General features: G+C 72.7%; 14 protein-coding genes. 9 read left to right on the top strand and 5 right to left on the bottom strand.

Annotated elements, in window-relative coordinates:
- The first annotated feature begins 230 nt into the window (after nt 1-230).
- The 8 genes from KKZ08_RS07545 (at nt 231) to KKZ08_RS07580 (ending at nt 7,783) form a co-directional block, all read left to right on the top strand.
- On the top strand, nt 231-1,304 hold the full coding sequence (locus tag KKZ08_RS07545) for an ABC transporter permease (RefSeq protein ID WP_223773701.1): 1,074 nt from the start codon (nt 231-233) through the stop codon (nt 1,302-1,304).
- The gene (locus tag KKZ08_RS07550) at nt 1,304-2,269 is read left to right on the top strand and encodes an ABC transporter permease (protein ID WP_223773702.1); all 966 of its coding nucleotides are present in this window, start codon (nt 1,304-1,306) and stop codon (nt 2,267-2,269) included. Before KKZ08_RS07545 ends, KKZ08_RS07550 begins: the two co-directional genes overlap by 1 nt.
- A complete protein-coding gene (locus KKZ08_RS07555) occupies nt 2,266-3,036 on the top strand; it encodes a nucleoside phosphorylase (protein WP_223773703.1) in 771 nt (256 codons plus the stop codon). The genes KKZ08_RS07550 and KKZ08_RS07555 overlap by 4 nt, the downstream gene beginning before the upstream one ends.
- 34 nt (nt 3,037-3,070) lie before the next feature.
- On the top strand, nt 3,071-4,426 hold the full coding sequence (locus tag KKZ08_RS07560) for an amidohydrolase (protein ID WP_223773704.1): 1,356 nt from the start codon (nt 3,071-3,073) through the stop codon (nt 4,424-4,426).
- Complete coding sequence (locus tag KKZ08_RS07565) at nt 4,423-5,061, top strand: sulfite oxidase-like oxidoreductase (protein WP_223773705.1); 639 nt, start codon at nt 4,423-4,425, stop codon at nt 5,059-5,061. The genes KKZ08_RS07560 and KKZ08_RS07565 overlap by 4 nt, the downstream gene beginning before the upstream one ends.
- A complete protein-coding gene (locus tag KKZ08_RS07570) occupies nt 5,054-5,809 on the top strand; it encodes a ferredoxin reductase (RefSeq protein ID WP_223773706.1) in 756 nt (251 codons plus the stop codon). The genes KKZ08_RS07565 and KKZ08_RS07570 overlap by 8 nt, the downstream gene beginning before the upstream one ends.
- A 78-nt stretch (nt 5,810-5,887) precedes the next feature.
- On the top strand, nt 5,888-6,559 hold the full coding sequence (locus KKZ08_RS07575) for a FadR/GntR family transcriptional regulator (protein ID WP_223773707.1): 672 nt from the start codon (nt 5,888-5,890) through the stop codon (nt 6,557-6,559).
- A gap of 159 nt (nt 6,560-6,718) precedes the next feature.
- On the top strand, nt 6,719-7,783 hold the full coding sequence (locus tag KKZ08_RS07580) for a PAC2 family protein (protein ID WP_223773708.1): 1,065 nt from the start codon (nt 6,719-6,721) through the stop codon (nt 7,781-7,783).
- 61 nt (nt 7,784-7,844) lie between these two features.
- On the opposite strand, the gene KKZ08_RS07585 is transcribed toward KKZ08_RS07580, so the two are convergent.
- The 5 genes from KKZ08_RS07585 to KKZ08_RS07605 all read right to left on the bottom strand — a co-directional run bounded on the left by KKZ08_RS07585 (nt 7,845) and on the right by KKZ08_RS07605 (nt 14,474).
- Nucleotides 7,845-10,907, bottom strand: coding sequence for an NPCBM/NEW2 domain-containing protein (locus KKZ08_RS07585; protein WP_223773709.1), 3,063 nt, complete (start codon nt 10,905-10,907; stop codon nt 7,845-7,847).
- A 92-nt stretch (nt 10,908-10,999) separates the two neighbouring features.
- Nucleotides 11,000-12,229 (bottom strand): cysteine--1-D-myo-inosityl 2-amino-2-deoxy-alpha-D-glucopyranoside ligase, encoded by a 1,230-nt coding sequence (mshC, locus tag KKZ08_RS07590; protein WP_223773710.1) that lies wholly within the window; start codon nt 12,227-12,229, stop codon nt 11,000-11,002.
- 112 nt (nt 12,230-12,341) lie between these two features.
- Entirely contained in the window at nt 12,342-13,163 is an 822-nt protein-coding gene (locus tag KKZ08_RS07595) for an SCO1664 family protein (RefSeq protein ID WP_223773711.1), read from the bottom strand.
- Nucleotides 13,127-13,717 (bottom strand): DUF3090 domain-containing protein, encoded by a 591-nt coding sequence (locus tag KKZ08_RS07600; protein ID WP_223773712.1) that lies wholly within the window; start codon nt 13,715-13,717, stop codon nt 13,127-13,129. Before KKZ08_RS07600 ends, KKZ08_RS07595 begins: the two co-directional genes overlap by 37 nt.
- A 70-nt stretch (nt 13,718-13,787) precedes the next feature.
- The gene (locus KKZ08_RS07605; RefSeq protein WP_223773713.1) at nt 13,788-14,474 is read right to left on the bottom strand and encodes a histidine phosphatase family protein; all 687 of its coding nucleotides are present in this window, start codon (nt 14,472-14,474) and stop codon (nt 13,788-13,790) included.
- A gap of 61 nt (nt 14,475-14,535) precedes the next feature.
- On the opposite strand from KKZ08_RS07605, the gene corA reads away from it, so the two are divergent.
- Nucleotides 14,536-15,534: a magnesium/cobalt transporter CorA gene (gene corA / locus KKZ08_RS07610; protein WP_223773714.1), complete on the top strand. Its 999-nt coding sequence runs from the start codon at nt 14,536-14,538 to the stop codon at nt 15,532-15,534.
- Nucleotides 15,535-15,560 lie beyond the last annotated feature (26 nt).

Below are 15,560 nucleotides of genomic sequence, written 5' to 3' on the forward strand. Positions count from 1 at the left end.
CGGCCGCCAGGCCGCCGGCGTCCCAACGCCCGGCGGTGTGGTCTCGCCCGTGCCGCGGCCAGCCCCTAGCCCGCGGCGGCAAGCGTCCACCGGGGCCGTGGACCGCCCAAGCGCCGCACCACCCGCGGACAAGCCCGCCGAGGCCCAGCCCACGCCTGCGCCTGCGCCCGCACGCCCGCCTGCGCCCACGGCCACGCCCACGCCCACGCCCCCGAAGGAGGCCCCCTGACATGGCCGTTCAGAGTTCGGTCGCCGGGCGCGCGGGCGCGGCCCGCGTGCTGCGTTCCTCCGCGCTGCACTCCGTCGTCGCCGCCGTGCTCGTCGGTGCGCTGTTCCTCGTCGGGACCGGCGCCGACCCCGTGGGGGCGTACGGCTCCGTCATCAGCGGGGCCCTCGGGCCCGACGGCATCGGGTCCACGCTGACGACCGGCACCAGCATCCTCGGGCTCGCCGTGGCGCTCGCCCTGCCGATGCGGGCGGGGCTGCTGAACCTCGGCGGTGACGGCCAGTTGGTGCTCGGCGGGATCGCCGCCGCGGCCACCGGGCTCTACGTCCCACTGCCCGCGCCGCTCGCCGTGGCCGCCGCGCTGCTCGCCGGGATGCTGGCCGGCGGCGCCTACGCCGCGCTCGCCGCCGTCTGCCAGAACCGGTTCGGCGTACCGCTGCTGGTGAGCAGCCTGCTGCTCGGTTATCCCGCGATGTCGTTCGCCTCCTACCTCGCGCGTTTCCCGCTCAAGGAGGACGGTTCCAGCCTGCCGCAGACCAGGCGGCTGCCGGACGGTGTCGCGCTGCCCGCCTTCGGCTCCTCGACGGTCACCGTGGGGCTCGTGCTCGTCGCGCTCGCCGCCGCGGTGTTCGCCTTCGCGGACGCCCGCACCGCCACGGGCTACGAGATCCGCATGACGGGGCTCAATCCGCGCTTCGCGGCGTACGCGGGCGTCGACAGGCCGCGCCTGACGCTGCGGCTGATGGGCCTGTCGGGGGCGGTCGCCGGGCTGGTCGGCGCGATCGGGGTGCTCAGCTTCCCGTACCGCTTCATCGACGGCTCGCTGACGGCCGCCGGACACACGTGGACGGGGCTCACCGCCGCGCTGCTCGCCTCCGCCGCGCCGCTCGGCACAGCGCTCGCCGCGCTGTTCTTCGCCGCGCTCGACGTCGGCGGGCTCGCCATGGAGCGGGCCACCGAGGTGCCGCGGGAGCTGACCCAGGTGCTTCAGGCCGTCGTCATCGTCTTCCTCGCCGCGCGCCTCCAGCTGACGTGGCGGCGCGCCACCAAGGCCGCACGCCGTAAGGGGGACCTGTGATGTCCGTCGACTCCGCGCTGTTCCACTCGGCGCTGCTCGCCCTCACCCCGATCTTGCTCGCCGCGCTCGGCGGCGCGATCTGCGAGCGGGCGGGCGTGTTCAACATCGGCCTCGAAGGCATGATGCTGATCGGCTGCTTCAGCGCGGTCGCGGGCAGCTGGTCCACCGGCAGCGCGTGGCTCGGTGTCCTGTTCGGCGCCCTCTCCTCGGCGGCGTACGCGATGATCCTCGCCGTGGGAACCATCACGCTGCGCGGTGACGCCGTCGTCCTCGGGGTCGCGCTCAACCTCCTGGCCGTCGGCCTGACCGGGTTCCTGCTGCGTACGGTCTTCGGCGTGCAGGGCACCTTCTCCGACCCGCAGCTGGCGGGCCTCGGCGACATCGGCCTGCCGGGTCTGGAGGCCGTCCCCTTCGTCGGGCCGGCGCTTTCCGGCCACTCCCCTCTCGTGTACGTGTCGTGGGCGGCCGTTGCCGTCGCGGCCGTGTTCCTCTCCCGGCACCCGTGGGGGCTGCGGCTCCGCGGGGTGGGCGAGGCGCCGGACGCGGCGGCGACGCTCGGCGTGAGCCCGGCCAAGTACCGTTACGCGGCCGTGCTCACCAGCGGCGTCCTGTGCGGTCTCGCGGGCGCTCAACTCGCCCTCGGAAACGTCACGTTGTTCTCGGAGAACATGACGGCGGGGCGCGGCTGGATCGCCGTGGTCGCGGTCATGCTGGGCCGGGCGCTGCCGCTCGGCGTGCTGCTCGCCGCGCTGCTCTTCGGGGTCGCGGAGGCGGTCGGCTTCCGGCTCCAGGGCAACGGCCTGCCGCAGCAGGCGACCGACGCCGCCCCCTACGTGGTGACCCTCATCGCCCTCTTCCTGTCCACGGCGCGCCGCAAGCGGCGTAAGCGCCTCAAGTCCGTGGGGCCCAAGGCCGGGGGCTCGGCGCCCCGGGACCCCGAGCCCCTGGTAGGAGCCTCCTCATGACGTCGCTCACCGACGCCCTGCCCATCACCCGCGTCCCGCGCACCGGGCTGCCCGCCCAGGCCGTCGTGGTCGGCGACCCGGGCCGCGCGGCCGCCGTCGCCGATCTGCTGTCCGACGCCAAGGAGGTGTCGTACCACCGTGAGTACCGCACCTTCACCGGCACCTGGCAGGGCACGGAGGTCGTCGTCTCCTCGCACGGCGTCGGCGCCCCCGGCGCGATCCTGCTCTTCCAGGAGCTCGCCGAGGCGGGCGTCCGCACGATGGTGCGGCTCGGCACGGCGGGCGCGATCCGCCCCGGCATCCGCGACGGCGACCTGGTCATCGCGGACGCGGCGGTACGCGACGACGGCGTGACCCAGCAGCTGATCCCCGCCGAGTACCCGGCGTTCTCCGCCCCGGAGGCGGTCATCGCCCTGGAGCGCGCGGCGCGGGCGGCCGGCGCCCCCTACCACCGGGGCGTGGTGTGGACGCGGGCCGCGTTCCAGCCGGGCTTCCTGCCGCTGCCCGGCGAGGCGTACACGGCCGCCGGGATCGCCGCCATCGAGATGGAGCTGTCCGCGCTGTACGTCTTCGCCTCCACGCACGGCCTGACGGCGGGCGGCGCGCTGGTGGTGGACGGCGCGAACGCGGACGAACTCGTCGCCGAGGACGCGCCGTTCTCGACGAGCGGCTACGACCCGCACCGCGACGTGGTGGCCGAAGGGGTCGACCGGGGCGCCCGGATAGCCTTGGACGCGCTGCGTCTGCTGGCCGCGGCCGAGCACTGACGTCCGACCCCGGCGACCAGGGAGAACAGAACCCATGCAGCTCACCGACCTGCCCGCCCAGGCCCGCGGCGGCTCCCTCGACCTGCTGGTGCACGGCGGCGACGTGCTGACCGTCGACGCCTCGGGCACGGTCGTCGCGGACGGCGCGGTGGCGGTCCGGGACGGCCGGATCGTCGAGGTGGGCCCCGCCGGGCGGCTGCGCGCAGCGTACGAGGCCGCCGAGGAGATCGACGCCCAAGGCTGCCTCGTGCTGCCGGGTCTCATCAACACCCACACGCACCTCGCGATGAACCTCATGCGGGGCATCGCCGACGACGTCACCCTCCAGGGCTTCCTGGCCCGCGTGATCCCGCGCGAGGCCGCGATCCTCTCCCCCACCACGGTGACGGCCGCCCTCGGCGCCGCGATCGCCGAATCGGTGCGGGGCGGGGTGACCACCGCCCTCGACATGTACTGGTTCCACGAGGCGGCCGAGTCGGTGGCGCGCGAGGCCGGGTGGCGGCTGCTGACCGGGCCGACGTTCATGGACGTGCCGGGCCCGCCGGACGGCCGCGCCTACGCGGAGCGCGCCGGCTGGGCGGCGGCCGACCTGAAGTCCCGTACGCCCCCGCCGGGTACCCGCCCCGTCGTCTTCGCGCACTCCGCGTACACGCTGGACCCCGCGCAGCTGACGGAGATATCCGCGCTGGCCCGCGAGCACGGCGCGCTGCTGCACCTGCACGCCGCCGAGAACGCGGGCGAGGTGGCGATGGTCACCGAGCGGCACGGCATGCGCCCGGTGGAGCTGCTCGACTCGCTCGGCGTCCTCGGCCCCGACACGCTGCTCGCGCACGCCGTCGACCTCACGGACGCGGAGATCGTGACGCTGGCCCGCACCGGTACGGCCGTCGCGCACTGCCCGGTGTCCAACCTCAAGCTGGGCTGCGGCATCGCGCGCGTACCGGAGCTGCTCGACGCGGGCGTCACGGTGGGCCTCGGCACGGACGGCGCCGTGAGCTCCAACACACTCGATCTGCTGGGCGCGGTGAAGATGGCCGCGCTGGTGCACAAGGCCGGCGGCGACCCCACGGCGGTCGGCGCCGAGCAGGCCGTACGGATGGCGACCATCGAGTCGGCGCGGGCGCTCGGTCTCGACGCTCAACTGGGCTCGCTGGAGGCGGGCAAGCGCGCCGACCTCGTCGTCGTCGACCTGGACCGGCCGCACCTCGCGCCCCGGCACGACCCCTGGTCGACGCTCGCGTACGCCGCCACGGCCGCGGACGTGCGGGACACCGTCGTCGACGGGCGGATTCTGATGCGCGGGCGCACCCTGCGTACGCTGGACGAACCGGCTGTCCTGCGCGCCCTGCGGGACGCGGCGACCGACCCCGAAGTGACGAGCACCGTATGACGTACGACGAGCGGACCACCACCCGCGAGCCCACCCGCGGCTTCACCGGCCGCGCCCGCGCCGCCGACCGCGACCCGCGCCTGCCGCCGGGCCAATACGACGCGCGCGACGGTTGGCCCGTCCTGTCGGCCGAGGTGACGCCGCACCTGGCCGCCGCCGACTGGACGTTCCGCGTGGACGGCCTCGTGGCGGCCCCGCACACCTGGAGCTGGGACGAGGCGCACGCGCTGCCCGGCTCCGAGTACCGAGGCGACATCCACTGCGTGACCAGCTGGTCCAAGTTCGGGGTGCGCTTCGGCGGGGTGAGCCTGGACACCTTCCTGGCCGCCGCCCGCCCGCTGCCCGGCGCCACGCACGTCGTCGCGTACTCCCACACCGGTTACACCACCAGCCTGCCGCTGAGCGACGTCAGCGACGGCAAGGCGTGGATCGTCTGGGAGTACGGGGACGAGCCGCTGCCCGCCGAGCACGGCGGCCCGGCCCGGCTGATCGTCCCCCACCTCTACTTCTGGAAGAGCGCCAAGTGGATCGCGGGGCTGCGCCTCCTGGACCGCGACGAGCCGGGCTTCTGGGAGCAGAACGGCTATCACCACCGGGGCGACCCGTGGGCCGAGGAGCGCTACGCAGGTGACTGAGAACTCGCAGGGCACCTTCGTGCCGCCGACGCGCTTCGCCGTGCCCGGCCGGATCGCCGTGAGCAACCGCGCCGCCGCCCTGTGGCAGCGGGCGCTGATCACGGAGATCCGCCGGGAGACGGCGGCCGTCTCGACGTTCCGCCTCAAGGCCCCCGACTGGCAGGGGCACCTGCCGGGCCAGCACCTGATGCTGCGGCTCACGGCCGCGGACGGCTATGTCGCCCAGCGGCACTACTCGATCGCCTCCGCGCCCGACGGCAGCGGCGAGATCGAGCTGACCCTCGACCATGTGCCGGGCGGCGAGGTGTCGGGGCATCTGCACACCGTCGCGCGGGTCGGCGACACGGTCGAGGTGCGCGGGCCGCTGTCCGGCTTCTTCGCGTGGCCGGGCGACCGCCCCGCGCTGCTGCTCGGCGCCGGGTCGGGCGTGGTCCCGCTGATGTCGATGATCCGCCACCACCGCCTCGCGGGTCTCACCGTGCCGCTGCGGCTGATCGTCTCCGCGCGCACGCCCGAGGACCTGATCTACGCCGACGAGTACGCGGACGAGACCAGCGTCGTGCTGACCCGCACCGAAGGCCGGTTGAACGCCGGCCACCTGGCGCCCTTCCTCGGCGGAGCGCGGCGGCCCGAGGGCGGCTGGGAGGCGTACGTCTGCGGCTCCAACGGGTTCGCGGAGCACGCCTCTCGGCTCCTGGTGGAGGGCGGCCAGCCGGTGGACCGGATCAGGATCGAACGCTTCGGCTGAAGCCGCGCAGCGCAGGGGACATAATCAGCTCGCACATCGGATGTCTGTTGGTTCTCTGATTCCTGAGGCGAGGTCCCCATGGCTGTCACCGACGAGGCCATCGAGAAGATCAAGGGCATGATCGTCTCCGGCGCGCTGCGCCCCGGCGACCGGCTGCCCAAGGAGAGTGAACTCGCCGCCGACCTCGGCCTCTCCCGCAACTCCCTGCGCGAGGCGGTCCGCGCGCTGTCGCTGATCCGCATCCTCGATGTGCGCCAGGGCGACGGCACATACGTGACGAGTCTGGACCCCCAACTCCTCCTGGAGGCGTTGAGTTTCGTCGTCGACTTCCACCGCGACGACACGGTCCTGGAGTTCCTCGCCGTACGCCGCATCCTGGAACCGGCGGCCACCGCGATGGCCTGCGCCCGCATCAGCGAGGCGGAACTGGACGCGCTGACCCAGCAGTTGGACGAGCTGGGGGCCGCCCCGTCCGTGGAGGAGCTGGTCGCCTGCGACCTGGAGTTCCACCGCGGCATCGTCCAGTCGTCGGGGAACTCCGTGCTGTGCTCCCTGCTGGACGGCCTCTCCGGGCCCACCACCCGGGCCCGCATCTGGCGCGGCCTGACCCAGGAGGACGCCGTCAGCCGCACGCTGCACGAGCACCGCGCGATCCTCACGGCGCTGCGCGACCGCGACGCGGAGGCGGCCAGGTCGTGGGCGACGGTGCACATCGCGAGTGTGGAGCAGTGGCTGCGTTCCACGCTGTGACGGTGGTACCGGCCCGCGTGAACCTGCCGTTTCCCGCCGTTTCCCGCCGCCGAGGGTGGGCAGTGATCACGCATTCCCCCGACCGAGGGGGCTGCTGGGGGCCCCTTCGGACGCCGTAAGGTTGGGGCGTACGCAAGGGAACATCGGAAGGAGGCCTGGGTGATCGAGCTCGAGGGGGTTCCCGAGCTGGTCGACCCGGTCATGGTGGCCGCGTTCGAGGGCTGGAACGACGCCGGCGACGCCGCCTCCGCCGCGGTCGCGCACCTCGACAAGGAGTGGAAGGGCGAGGTGTTCGCGGCGCTGGACGCCGAGGACTACTACGACTTCCAGGTCAACCGCCCGACCGTCTGGCTCGACGACGGGGTACGCAAGATCACATGGCCGACGACCCGGCTCTCGGTGGTCCGCGTCGGCGGCGACAAGCCGCGCGACCTCGTCCTGGTCCGCGGGATCGAGCCGTCCATGCGCTGGCGGTCGTTCTGCAACGAGATCCTCGGCTTCGCGCACGAACTGGGCGTCGAGCTGGTGGTGATCATGGGGGCGCTGCTCGGCGACACCCCGCACACCCGCCCGGTCCCGGTCAGCGGTGTGACGTCCGACGCCGACCTGGCGCGCACCATGGACCTGGAGGAGACGAAGTACGAGGGTCCGACGGGCATCGTCGGCATCCTTCAGGAGGCGTGCACGCACGCGGGCGTCCCGGCGGTCAGCCTCTGGGCGGCCGTCCCGCACTACGTCTCGCAGCCGCCGAACCCGAAGGCGACGCTCGCGCTCCTCAACCGCCTGGAGGACCTGATCGGCCTGCGCATCCCGCTGGGTGAGCTGGCCGAGGACGCGCGGGCCTGGCAGCTCGGCGTGGACCAGCTGGCCGCCGAGGACAGCGAGGTCGCCGAGTACGTCCAGTCGCTGGAGGAGGCGCGGGACACCGCCGAGCTCCCGGAGGCCTCGGGCGAGGCCATCGCCCGGGAGTTCGAGCGCTATCTGCGGCGCCGCGACGGCGGCGGCGAGGGCGGCGGGACGTTCTCCCGCGACACCCCGCCGAGCGACCGCACCCGCCCCCCGAAGCCCAAGCCCACCCAGCGGCCCGGACAGGACGCGGAGGGGCCGGTGGCCGAAGGACCCGTGGCGGAGGGGCCGGTCGCGGAGGGTGAGAGCGAGGGCGACGGCGAGAGCCCCTCGGATGCCGAGGGTTCCTCGGATTCCTCGGATTCCTCGGACGACTGAGAGATTCCGCCGGTCGGCACGGGGCGGAGGGACTGCTCCCTCCGCCCCTGTCACCCACTTCCTACCCGCAGCTGAACCTGGCCGCCGCCCAGTCCGCGTGGTCCCCGCTCTTGGAGCCGTTGGTGTCCCGCACCTTGAGCTCCACATGCCGGGCGCCGCGCACGTCGACGTCGACCGGCACGGTCGCCGAGGCGCCCGTCACCTTCGGCGAGGTCCACAGCACCTTGCCGTCGGCCTCGACGGAGAAGGCCACCTCCCCGTAGCCGTTGATCTCGTCGTCGATGCCCACGTCGGCGGTGAACTTCGTGCAGCGCCCGCCCGGATAGACCTCGATGACGGAGTCCGCGTGCGTGCCGATCCCCTTCTCGTAGGCCTTGCCCGCGAGGGTCAGCGTCCGGCCGTCGGCGGCGCCCGACTCGCCGTTGCTGCGGTCGCGTTCGGCCGGCCCGTAGCCGTTGGTGGACTTCAGCCACACCATGTCGCTCGCCCAGGTGTCCCTGCCCGGTGCCTCGGGCATCACGCCGAGCGCGAACCGCTGCACGGCGGTGCGTTCCTGGCCCGCCGAGCGGTAGCGGGCGCTCGCGGTCAGCGGCTGCTCACCCGGCTTCGCGTCCTTGGCCGCAGTGACGGCCACCTCGACGCGGCGCGTGGTGCCCGCCGGGATCCGGTCGGCCTTCGCGGTGTCGGCGCTCCAGCCCTCGGGCACGTCGAGGGTGACCTCGACGTCGGTGGCGTCCTTCGTGCCCGCCGTGACGTCGACGGCGACCTTGCCCGGCGTGCCCGCGCCCAGCTCCTGGCCCGCGGGCGCGCCGACGGCGGCGGCTGCTCCGGGCACGGCGCCGCCGACCGCGCTGGTGTCGTCGAGGGTCAGCGCGAAGGCGCGGTCGGTGCGCAGGGAAGCCGTCTTGACCCGCACCACACCGCCCCGGTCGTCCCGGTCGTAGAACCAGCCCCGCGCCGCCTTCTCGTACGCGGCCTCCGACGCGAGCCGCGGCAGCCCGCGCCCGTCCAGCTCCACGCGGCTCGGCGCGTCCCCGGTGTGCAGCGTGAAGGCGTAGGGCCGGGTGCTCTGCTTTCCGGCGAAGTGGCCCTTGCTCGCGCCGATCCGCACGCTCACGTCGCCCGCGCCGGAGCGGGGGGCCCGTACGTCGGCGCGCTGCGTGGCGTACTTCCCGTCGCGGTGCTGCCGGGTCACGCCGTCGTCCTCGTACAGCTCGAAGGAGGACTTCCCCTGCGGGTAGATGTCCCAGGCGAGCGGTGAGTCCGCCTTCCTGTCCTCGTAGGACCGGATGCCGCCCGGCCACATCGGCACGCTCGCGCCGCCCCTGACGAACAGCGGCAGGGTGTCGAGGGGCGCGTTGTAGCCGTCGATCGTGGTCGGCCCCTGGTAGGTGCGGCCGCTCCAGTAGTCGGTCCAGGTGCCCTTGGGGAGGTAGATGCCGTCGCGGGTGGTGGCGTCCTTGTGGACGGGGGCGACGAGGAAGTCCTCGCCGGTCAGGAACTCGTACTTGGCGGCGTCGGTCGCCGCCTTCGGGTCGTCGGGGTACTCCAGGGCCAGCGGCCGCACGGCGCCGACGCCGGTCTCGGTCGCCTCGTGGGCGTACGAGTAGAGGTAGGGCAGCAGCGATTCGTGCAGCTTGAGGTACTCGCGGTTGATGGAGGTGTAGGGCTCGCCGTACCGGAAGGGCTGCTTGTCGCTTGCGGCCCAGCCGTCCATCGTCATGGTGACGGGCAGGAACATCTTCCACTGGAGGTCGCGTACGTACGTCTTGGGGCTGCCGCCGAAGATGCCGTCGACGTCACCGGTCGTGTAGGCGAGGCCGGACATGGTGGACCCGGCGTACGTCGGGATCTGCCAGCGGATGTACTCCCAGCTGCCGCTCTGGTCGCCGGACCACTGGACCCCGCAGCGCTGGGCGCCCGACCAGCTCTCGGGGGCCCAGGTGAAGCCGCGGGCGTCGCTGTTGTCCTCGATGCCCTGGTACGCGTCCTTGCAGCCGTCCAGCGCCTTCTTGTAGCCGTCGCCGACCCAGGCGACGTCCAGCTTGGCGACGCGCTGGCCCGCCTTGACCTGCTCGGCGATCGTGTCGAGGCCGTCCTCGGTCCACAGGCCCAGCTTCATCTTGCGTTCGGCGAGTCCCTTGGAGGTCTCGGCGAGGTTCTCGTAGCCGCAGCCGTAGCCGTCGTTGACGAGCATCCAGCCGTTCGGCATGTCGTGCTCGACGTAGCCGTCGGCGACCTTGAGGGCGTCCAGGGTGTGCCTCTCGCCGCGGTTGGCGTTGTGGAGGTAGCAGTCGGCGTCGCCTATCTCCATGCCGTAGATGGGCGGCAGGAATGGTTTGCCGGTGAGCTTCGTGTACTGGCCGATGACGTCCTTGGCCGCGTCGGAGCCGCGCCCGGCGAAGTAGTAGGCGTCGAAGCGCTGTTCCTTCGCGGTGGCGGTCACGGGCTCGGCGAAGTCGTACGTATTGGGGGAGTAGGTGTTGCGGAAGACGCCGTACCCGGCCGAGGAGAGGTAGAAGGGCACGGAGTTGGGGTGGCCGCCGTCGTTCCAGTTGTAGTCGACGGCGACCTCGACCTTCTTGCCGCGGTGCGAGGTGTTGCCGCGGCCGTTCTGCATGCCGGCGCCGTAGAACTGCTCGTCGGCGCCGCGGGCGAGGCTCTGCGTGGTGGTGTCCTTCGTCCAGGACAGGCCCTTGGTCTCGGCCCACAGGCGGGTGCCGTCGGCGCGGTACAGGGCGAAGCGCAGCGGCGACTTGTAGGCGCGCAGCGTCACCTTGGAGGTGCTGAGCTCGTAGCGGTCGCTCTTCTCGCGCCACTTGGTGTGCGGGGCGCGGCCCTGCGGCAGGACGATGTCCTTGCCCGTCGGGTCGGTGAACGTGCCGTCGGGGGCGAGTTCGAGCCGGAAGGTCTCCGGGGAGACGAAGCTGACGCGGGCCACGGCCTGGCCCGCGCTCAGGCGGTAGACGCCGCCCGCGTGATCGAAGCCGGTGACGTCCCCGACGGTGGTGGCACCGTCGTCGTCGGCCTGCGCGGGGGCGTCGCCGCCGGGCACCGCGAACGCCGCGAGGAGGCCCAGCAGGGCGGCGGCGACCGCCGATCTGAAGCGCGTGGGAGATCTCATGGCGGAGGTCTAGCGCGTCGACCCCCGCCGGGGCCATGGACTTTGCTGGGCCGCTCCTGGATTTGTGGAGCGGCCCATTCAGGGGGCGGGTGCTACAGGGCCACGCCGAGCAGCGCGTCCACCGCACGCGATACGACACCGGGCGCGCCCTCGTCCGTACCGCCCTCGGCGGCCTGACGGGCGGCCCAACGGTCGACGGCGGCCAGCGCGGCCGGCGCGTCGAGGTCGTTCGCGAGCGCCTCCCGCATCTCCTCGACGACCGCCTCGGCGGCGGGCCCGTCGGGGCGGGACACCGCCGCGCGCCAGCGGCCGAGCCGCTCCACGGCCTCCGTGAGGACGGCGTCGGTCCACTCCCAGTCCGCGCGGTAGTGGTGCGCGAGCAGGGCGAGGCGGATCGCCGCCGGGTCGACGCCGTCGCGCCGCAGCTTCGAGACGAAGACGAGGTTGCCCTTGGACTTCGACATCTTCGCGCCGTCCAGGGCGACCATGCCGGCGTGGACGTACGCCTTGGCGAAGGGGTACTCGCCGGTCAGCGCCTGGGCGTGCGAGGCGCCCATCTCGTGGTGCGGGAAGGTGAGGTCGGAGCCGCCGCCCTGCACGTCGAAGCCCATCCCGAGGTGGTCCAGGGCGATGGCCACGCACTCGATGTGCCAGCCGGGCCGCCCGCGGCCCAGGGAGCCGCCGTCCCAGCTCGGCTCGCCCTCGCGGGCCGCCATCCAGAGCATCGGGTCGAGGGGGTTCTTCTTGCCGGGGCGCTCGGGGTCGCCGCCGCGCTCGGCGGAGAGCAGCTTCATGGCGGCGGCGTCGAGCCCCGACACCTCCCCGAAGTGGGGGTCGGACTCGACGGAGAAGTAGGTGTCGCCCTCCAGTTCATAGGCGGCGCCCATGTCCCGGAGGCGTTCGACGAGCGGCACGATGCCGGGTATCGCCTCGACGGCCCCGATGTAGTGCTGCGGCGGCAGGAGCCGCAGCGCGGTCATGTCCTCGCGGAACAGAGCGGTCTCGCCCTCGGCGAGCTCGACCCAGTCCTTGCCGTCGCGGTTGGCGCGTTCCAGAAGCGGGTCGTCCACGTCGGTCACGTTCTGGACGTAGTGAACCTGCCGCTTGGTGTCGAGCCACACGCGCTGCACGAGGTCGAACGCGTTGTAGGTCGCCGCGTGACCCATGTGGGTCGCGTCGTACGGAGTGATGCCGCAGACGTAGATACGGGCGACGGGACCGGGGTCGAGGGTGACGAGCTCACCGGTCGCGGTGTCGTGGATCCGGAGGTCGCGGCCCTTGCCAGGAAGGGCGGGGACCTCAGAAGCGGGCCAGGCATGCATGACCTGAGCCTAACCGGACGGGGCGTCCGTATACGAGTGGGGATCATCGTTCGATGGCCGGACGGGCCCTCTTGTGGCGCCGCCCGGCCTGTGCAAGGCCCTGCGCGGTGCCTTACACCGGCGGCCAGGGGATGGCGGGCCACTCGCCCGACGGCTCGGGATGGCGGCCGGATTCCACCAGGGCGTCCACCCGCGCGCGCAGTGCGTCGGTCTCCGCCGCCGTGATGAGCCCGGCGAGCCGCTCGGCGAGGGCGGCACCCTCCTTGAGGGCGTCCCGCAGGGCCTGGAGGACCTCGACGGCCTCCTCGGTCAGCGGCTCCCCCGCCCAGCCCCACAGCAGCGTGCGCAGCTTGTCCTCGGCGTTGAAGGTGACGCCGTGGTCGATGCCGTAGAGGCGCCCTCCGGCGGCCAGCAGATGGCCGCCCTTGCGGTCACCGTTGTTGATCACGGCGTCGAGCACCGCGAGCCGCCGCAGCCGGGGGTCGTCCGCGTGCACCAGCAGCGCGGTGCGGTCCTCGTCGATCTGGGCGCGCCCGACCGCCTTCCAGCCCTCTTCCGGCTCGTCGGCGTCGACCAGGGCGAGCAGCGCCTCGTCGCCCGAGGGCTCTATCCACAGCTGGCACATGCCCTGGCCGTAGGGCCCGTCGCGCAGCACGGTCGGCGGCACGAGGTCCCAGCCGGTGGCCCGCGACACCTCGTACGCGGCGACCTCGCGCTGGGCGAGCGTGCCGTCGGGGAAGTCCCACAGGGGACGCTCCCCGGCGACTGGTTTGTAGACGCAGGGGGCTTCCTCGCTCTCGTACGCGACCGTGCAGTAGAGCACCGCGTTCGAGGCCTCGCGGATCCGCCCGCGCACGGTCAGCTCGCCGTGCGTGAGGAGCGTGCCGGGGTCGGTGGTCACACTCCCCGCCGGTATCCGTTCTGACGCGGGCATACGTGTCCTTCCGGGTCGAGCGGGAGGCTGCACAGCGGGCACGGCGGGCGGCCCGCGTTCACGACGTCCAGGGCCCGCTTGGCGAACGCGCGGGCCTGGGCGCCGGTGAGCCGGACGCGGAGCATCGGCGGGCCGTTCTCCTCGTCCTGGAGGAGCTTCTCCTCGGCTTCGGCGAGGTCGTCCTCGGATTCGGCGTCCAGTTCGACGAGGGCCTGTGCCTCGACGATCATGCGCTCCTCCTCGCCGTCCCAGGCGAGCGCCATCGTGCCGACGCGGAACTCCTCCTCCACGGGGGAGTCCAGCGGCGCGCTGTCGGTGATCTCGGCGGGCGCGACGGCCGGCACGGCGGCGTTGCCCCCACTGCGGCGCACCACCTCGTCGAGGAGTTCCTCCATGCGCTCGGCGAGCGCGGCCACCTGGGTCTTCTCCAGGGCGACGCTGGTCACCCTGACGCCCGCCGAGGCCTGGAGGAAGAAGGTACGCCGTCCGGGCAGCCCGACCGTTCCCGCGACGAAACGCTCCGGGGGGTCGTAGAGGAACACCTGACGGGACACGTCCTGTCTCCATTGGATCGACTGCAAGGGGGCTGCTGCTTCAACCGCTTCACCCTACTGCGGGCGACGATCACGGTGCGCCCGCACCGCCCCCCACCGTCGCGTCGTCGCCCGGCGGCTCCTCCCTCGGGACCAGCGAGGCGAAGTCGCCGGTGTCCCCGAGGCGTACGAGGAAGGGGCGGAGCCGGGTGTAGCGGATGACGGTGACGGAGCAGGGCTCCACGGAGATGCGCTGGAACAGGTCGAGGTGGAGCCCGAGGGCTTCCGCGACCAGGGACTTGATGATGTCCCCGTGGGAGCACATCAGGTAGACGGCGTCCTCGCCGTGGTCGCGCTCCACGCGCGCGTTCCACTCGCGCACCGCCTCGGCGGCGCGCGTCTGCATGGCGCGCATGGACTCGCCGCCGGGGAAGGCGGCGGCGGACGGGTGCCGCTGGACGACCTCCATCAGCGGCTCGTCGGCCAGCTCGGCGAGTTTGCGGCCCGACCAGTCGCCGTAGTCGCACTCCCCGATGCGGTCCTCGGTGTGCGCCTGGAGCCCCGGGCGGGCGGCGAGCAGCGGCGCGACGGTCTCCCGGCAGCGCTGCAAGGGGCTCGTGACGACTTCGGCGAGGGGGATGCCGGCCAGCCGGGCGGGCAGCGCGGCGGCCTGTTCGGCGCCGCGCTCGTCGAGGGCCACACCGGGGGTCCACCCGGCGAGCAGACCCGCGGTGTTGGCGGTGGAGCGTCCGTGCCGGACGAGGATCAGCGTGGGCATGCGGACCAGCCTAAGCGCCGGAGAAGTGATACCTCCGGGGTGGCTGGGAACTATGTGCGGTGTGATTGTCGACTGTGCCATTTACCGAGAGGGTCGTCGCCGCGAGGGCCCGCATGACTTCTCCGACGCCCTGGACGAGGCGCGGTCCACGGGCGAGGCGTTCGTCTGGATCGGCCTGCACGAACCGACCGAGAGCGAGTTCGACAAGGTCAGCGAGGAGTTCGGGCTTCATCCGCTGGCCGTGGAGGACGCCCTCAAGGCCCATCAGCGGCCGAAGCTGGAGGTGTACGACGACTCGCTGTTCATGGTCCTGAAGCCGGTGGTGTACGAGCCGAACACCGACAACGTCTCCTCCGGCGAGGTCATGATCTTTGTGGGCGACTCGTTCGTGGTGACCGTCCGGCACGGCGAGGGCGCCCCGCTCGGTGCCGTGCGCGACCGCCTGGAGGCCGACCCGGACGTCCTGAAGCACGGGCCCACGGCGGTCCTGTACTCGATCGCCGACGCCTCCGTCGACCACTACCTGGAGGTCGCCGACGAGCTCCAGGAGGACCTGGAGGTCCTGGAGACGGAGGTCTTCTCACCGGACGGCGGCGGTTCGCGCCACACGGCGTCCAGGATCTACAACTTCAAGCGGCAGATCCTCGAATTCCGCCGGGCGACCGGGCCGCTGTCCCTGCCGCTGGCGCGCCTCTCCGGAGCGGGCCCCTTCGGCCCTCCGGTGCCGTTCGCTGACGAGACGGCGCAGCCCTTCTTCCGGGACGTCAACGACCACCTGACGCGCGTCAACGAATCGGTGGAGGGCCTCGACCGGCTCGTGTCGGACATCCTGTCCGCGCATCTGGCGCAGATGAGCGTGCGGCAGAACGACGACATGCGGAAGATCTCGGCGTGGGCGGCCATGGCCGCGGTCCCGACGATGATCGCGGGGATCTACGGCATGAACTTCGACCACATGCCGGAGCTGCACTGGACGTGGACGTACCCGGCCGTGATCGTCGTGATGGTCGTCCTGGAAGTGCTCCTGTACCGCATGTTCAAGCACCGCGGCTGGCTGTAGGCCGCTTCTTCGGAGAGGTGGCCCTT

This window comes from Streptomyces sp. 135, from assembly GCF_020026305.1.
In the GTDB taxonomy this organism is placed as follows: Bacteria; Actinomycetota; Actinomycetes; order Streptomycetales; family Streptomycetaceae; genus Streptomyces.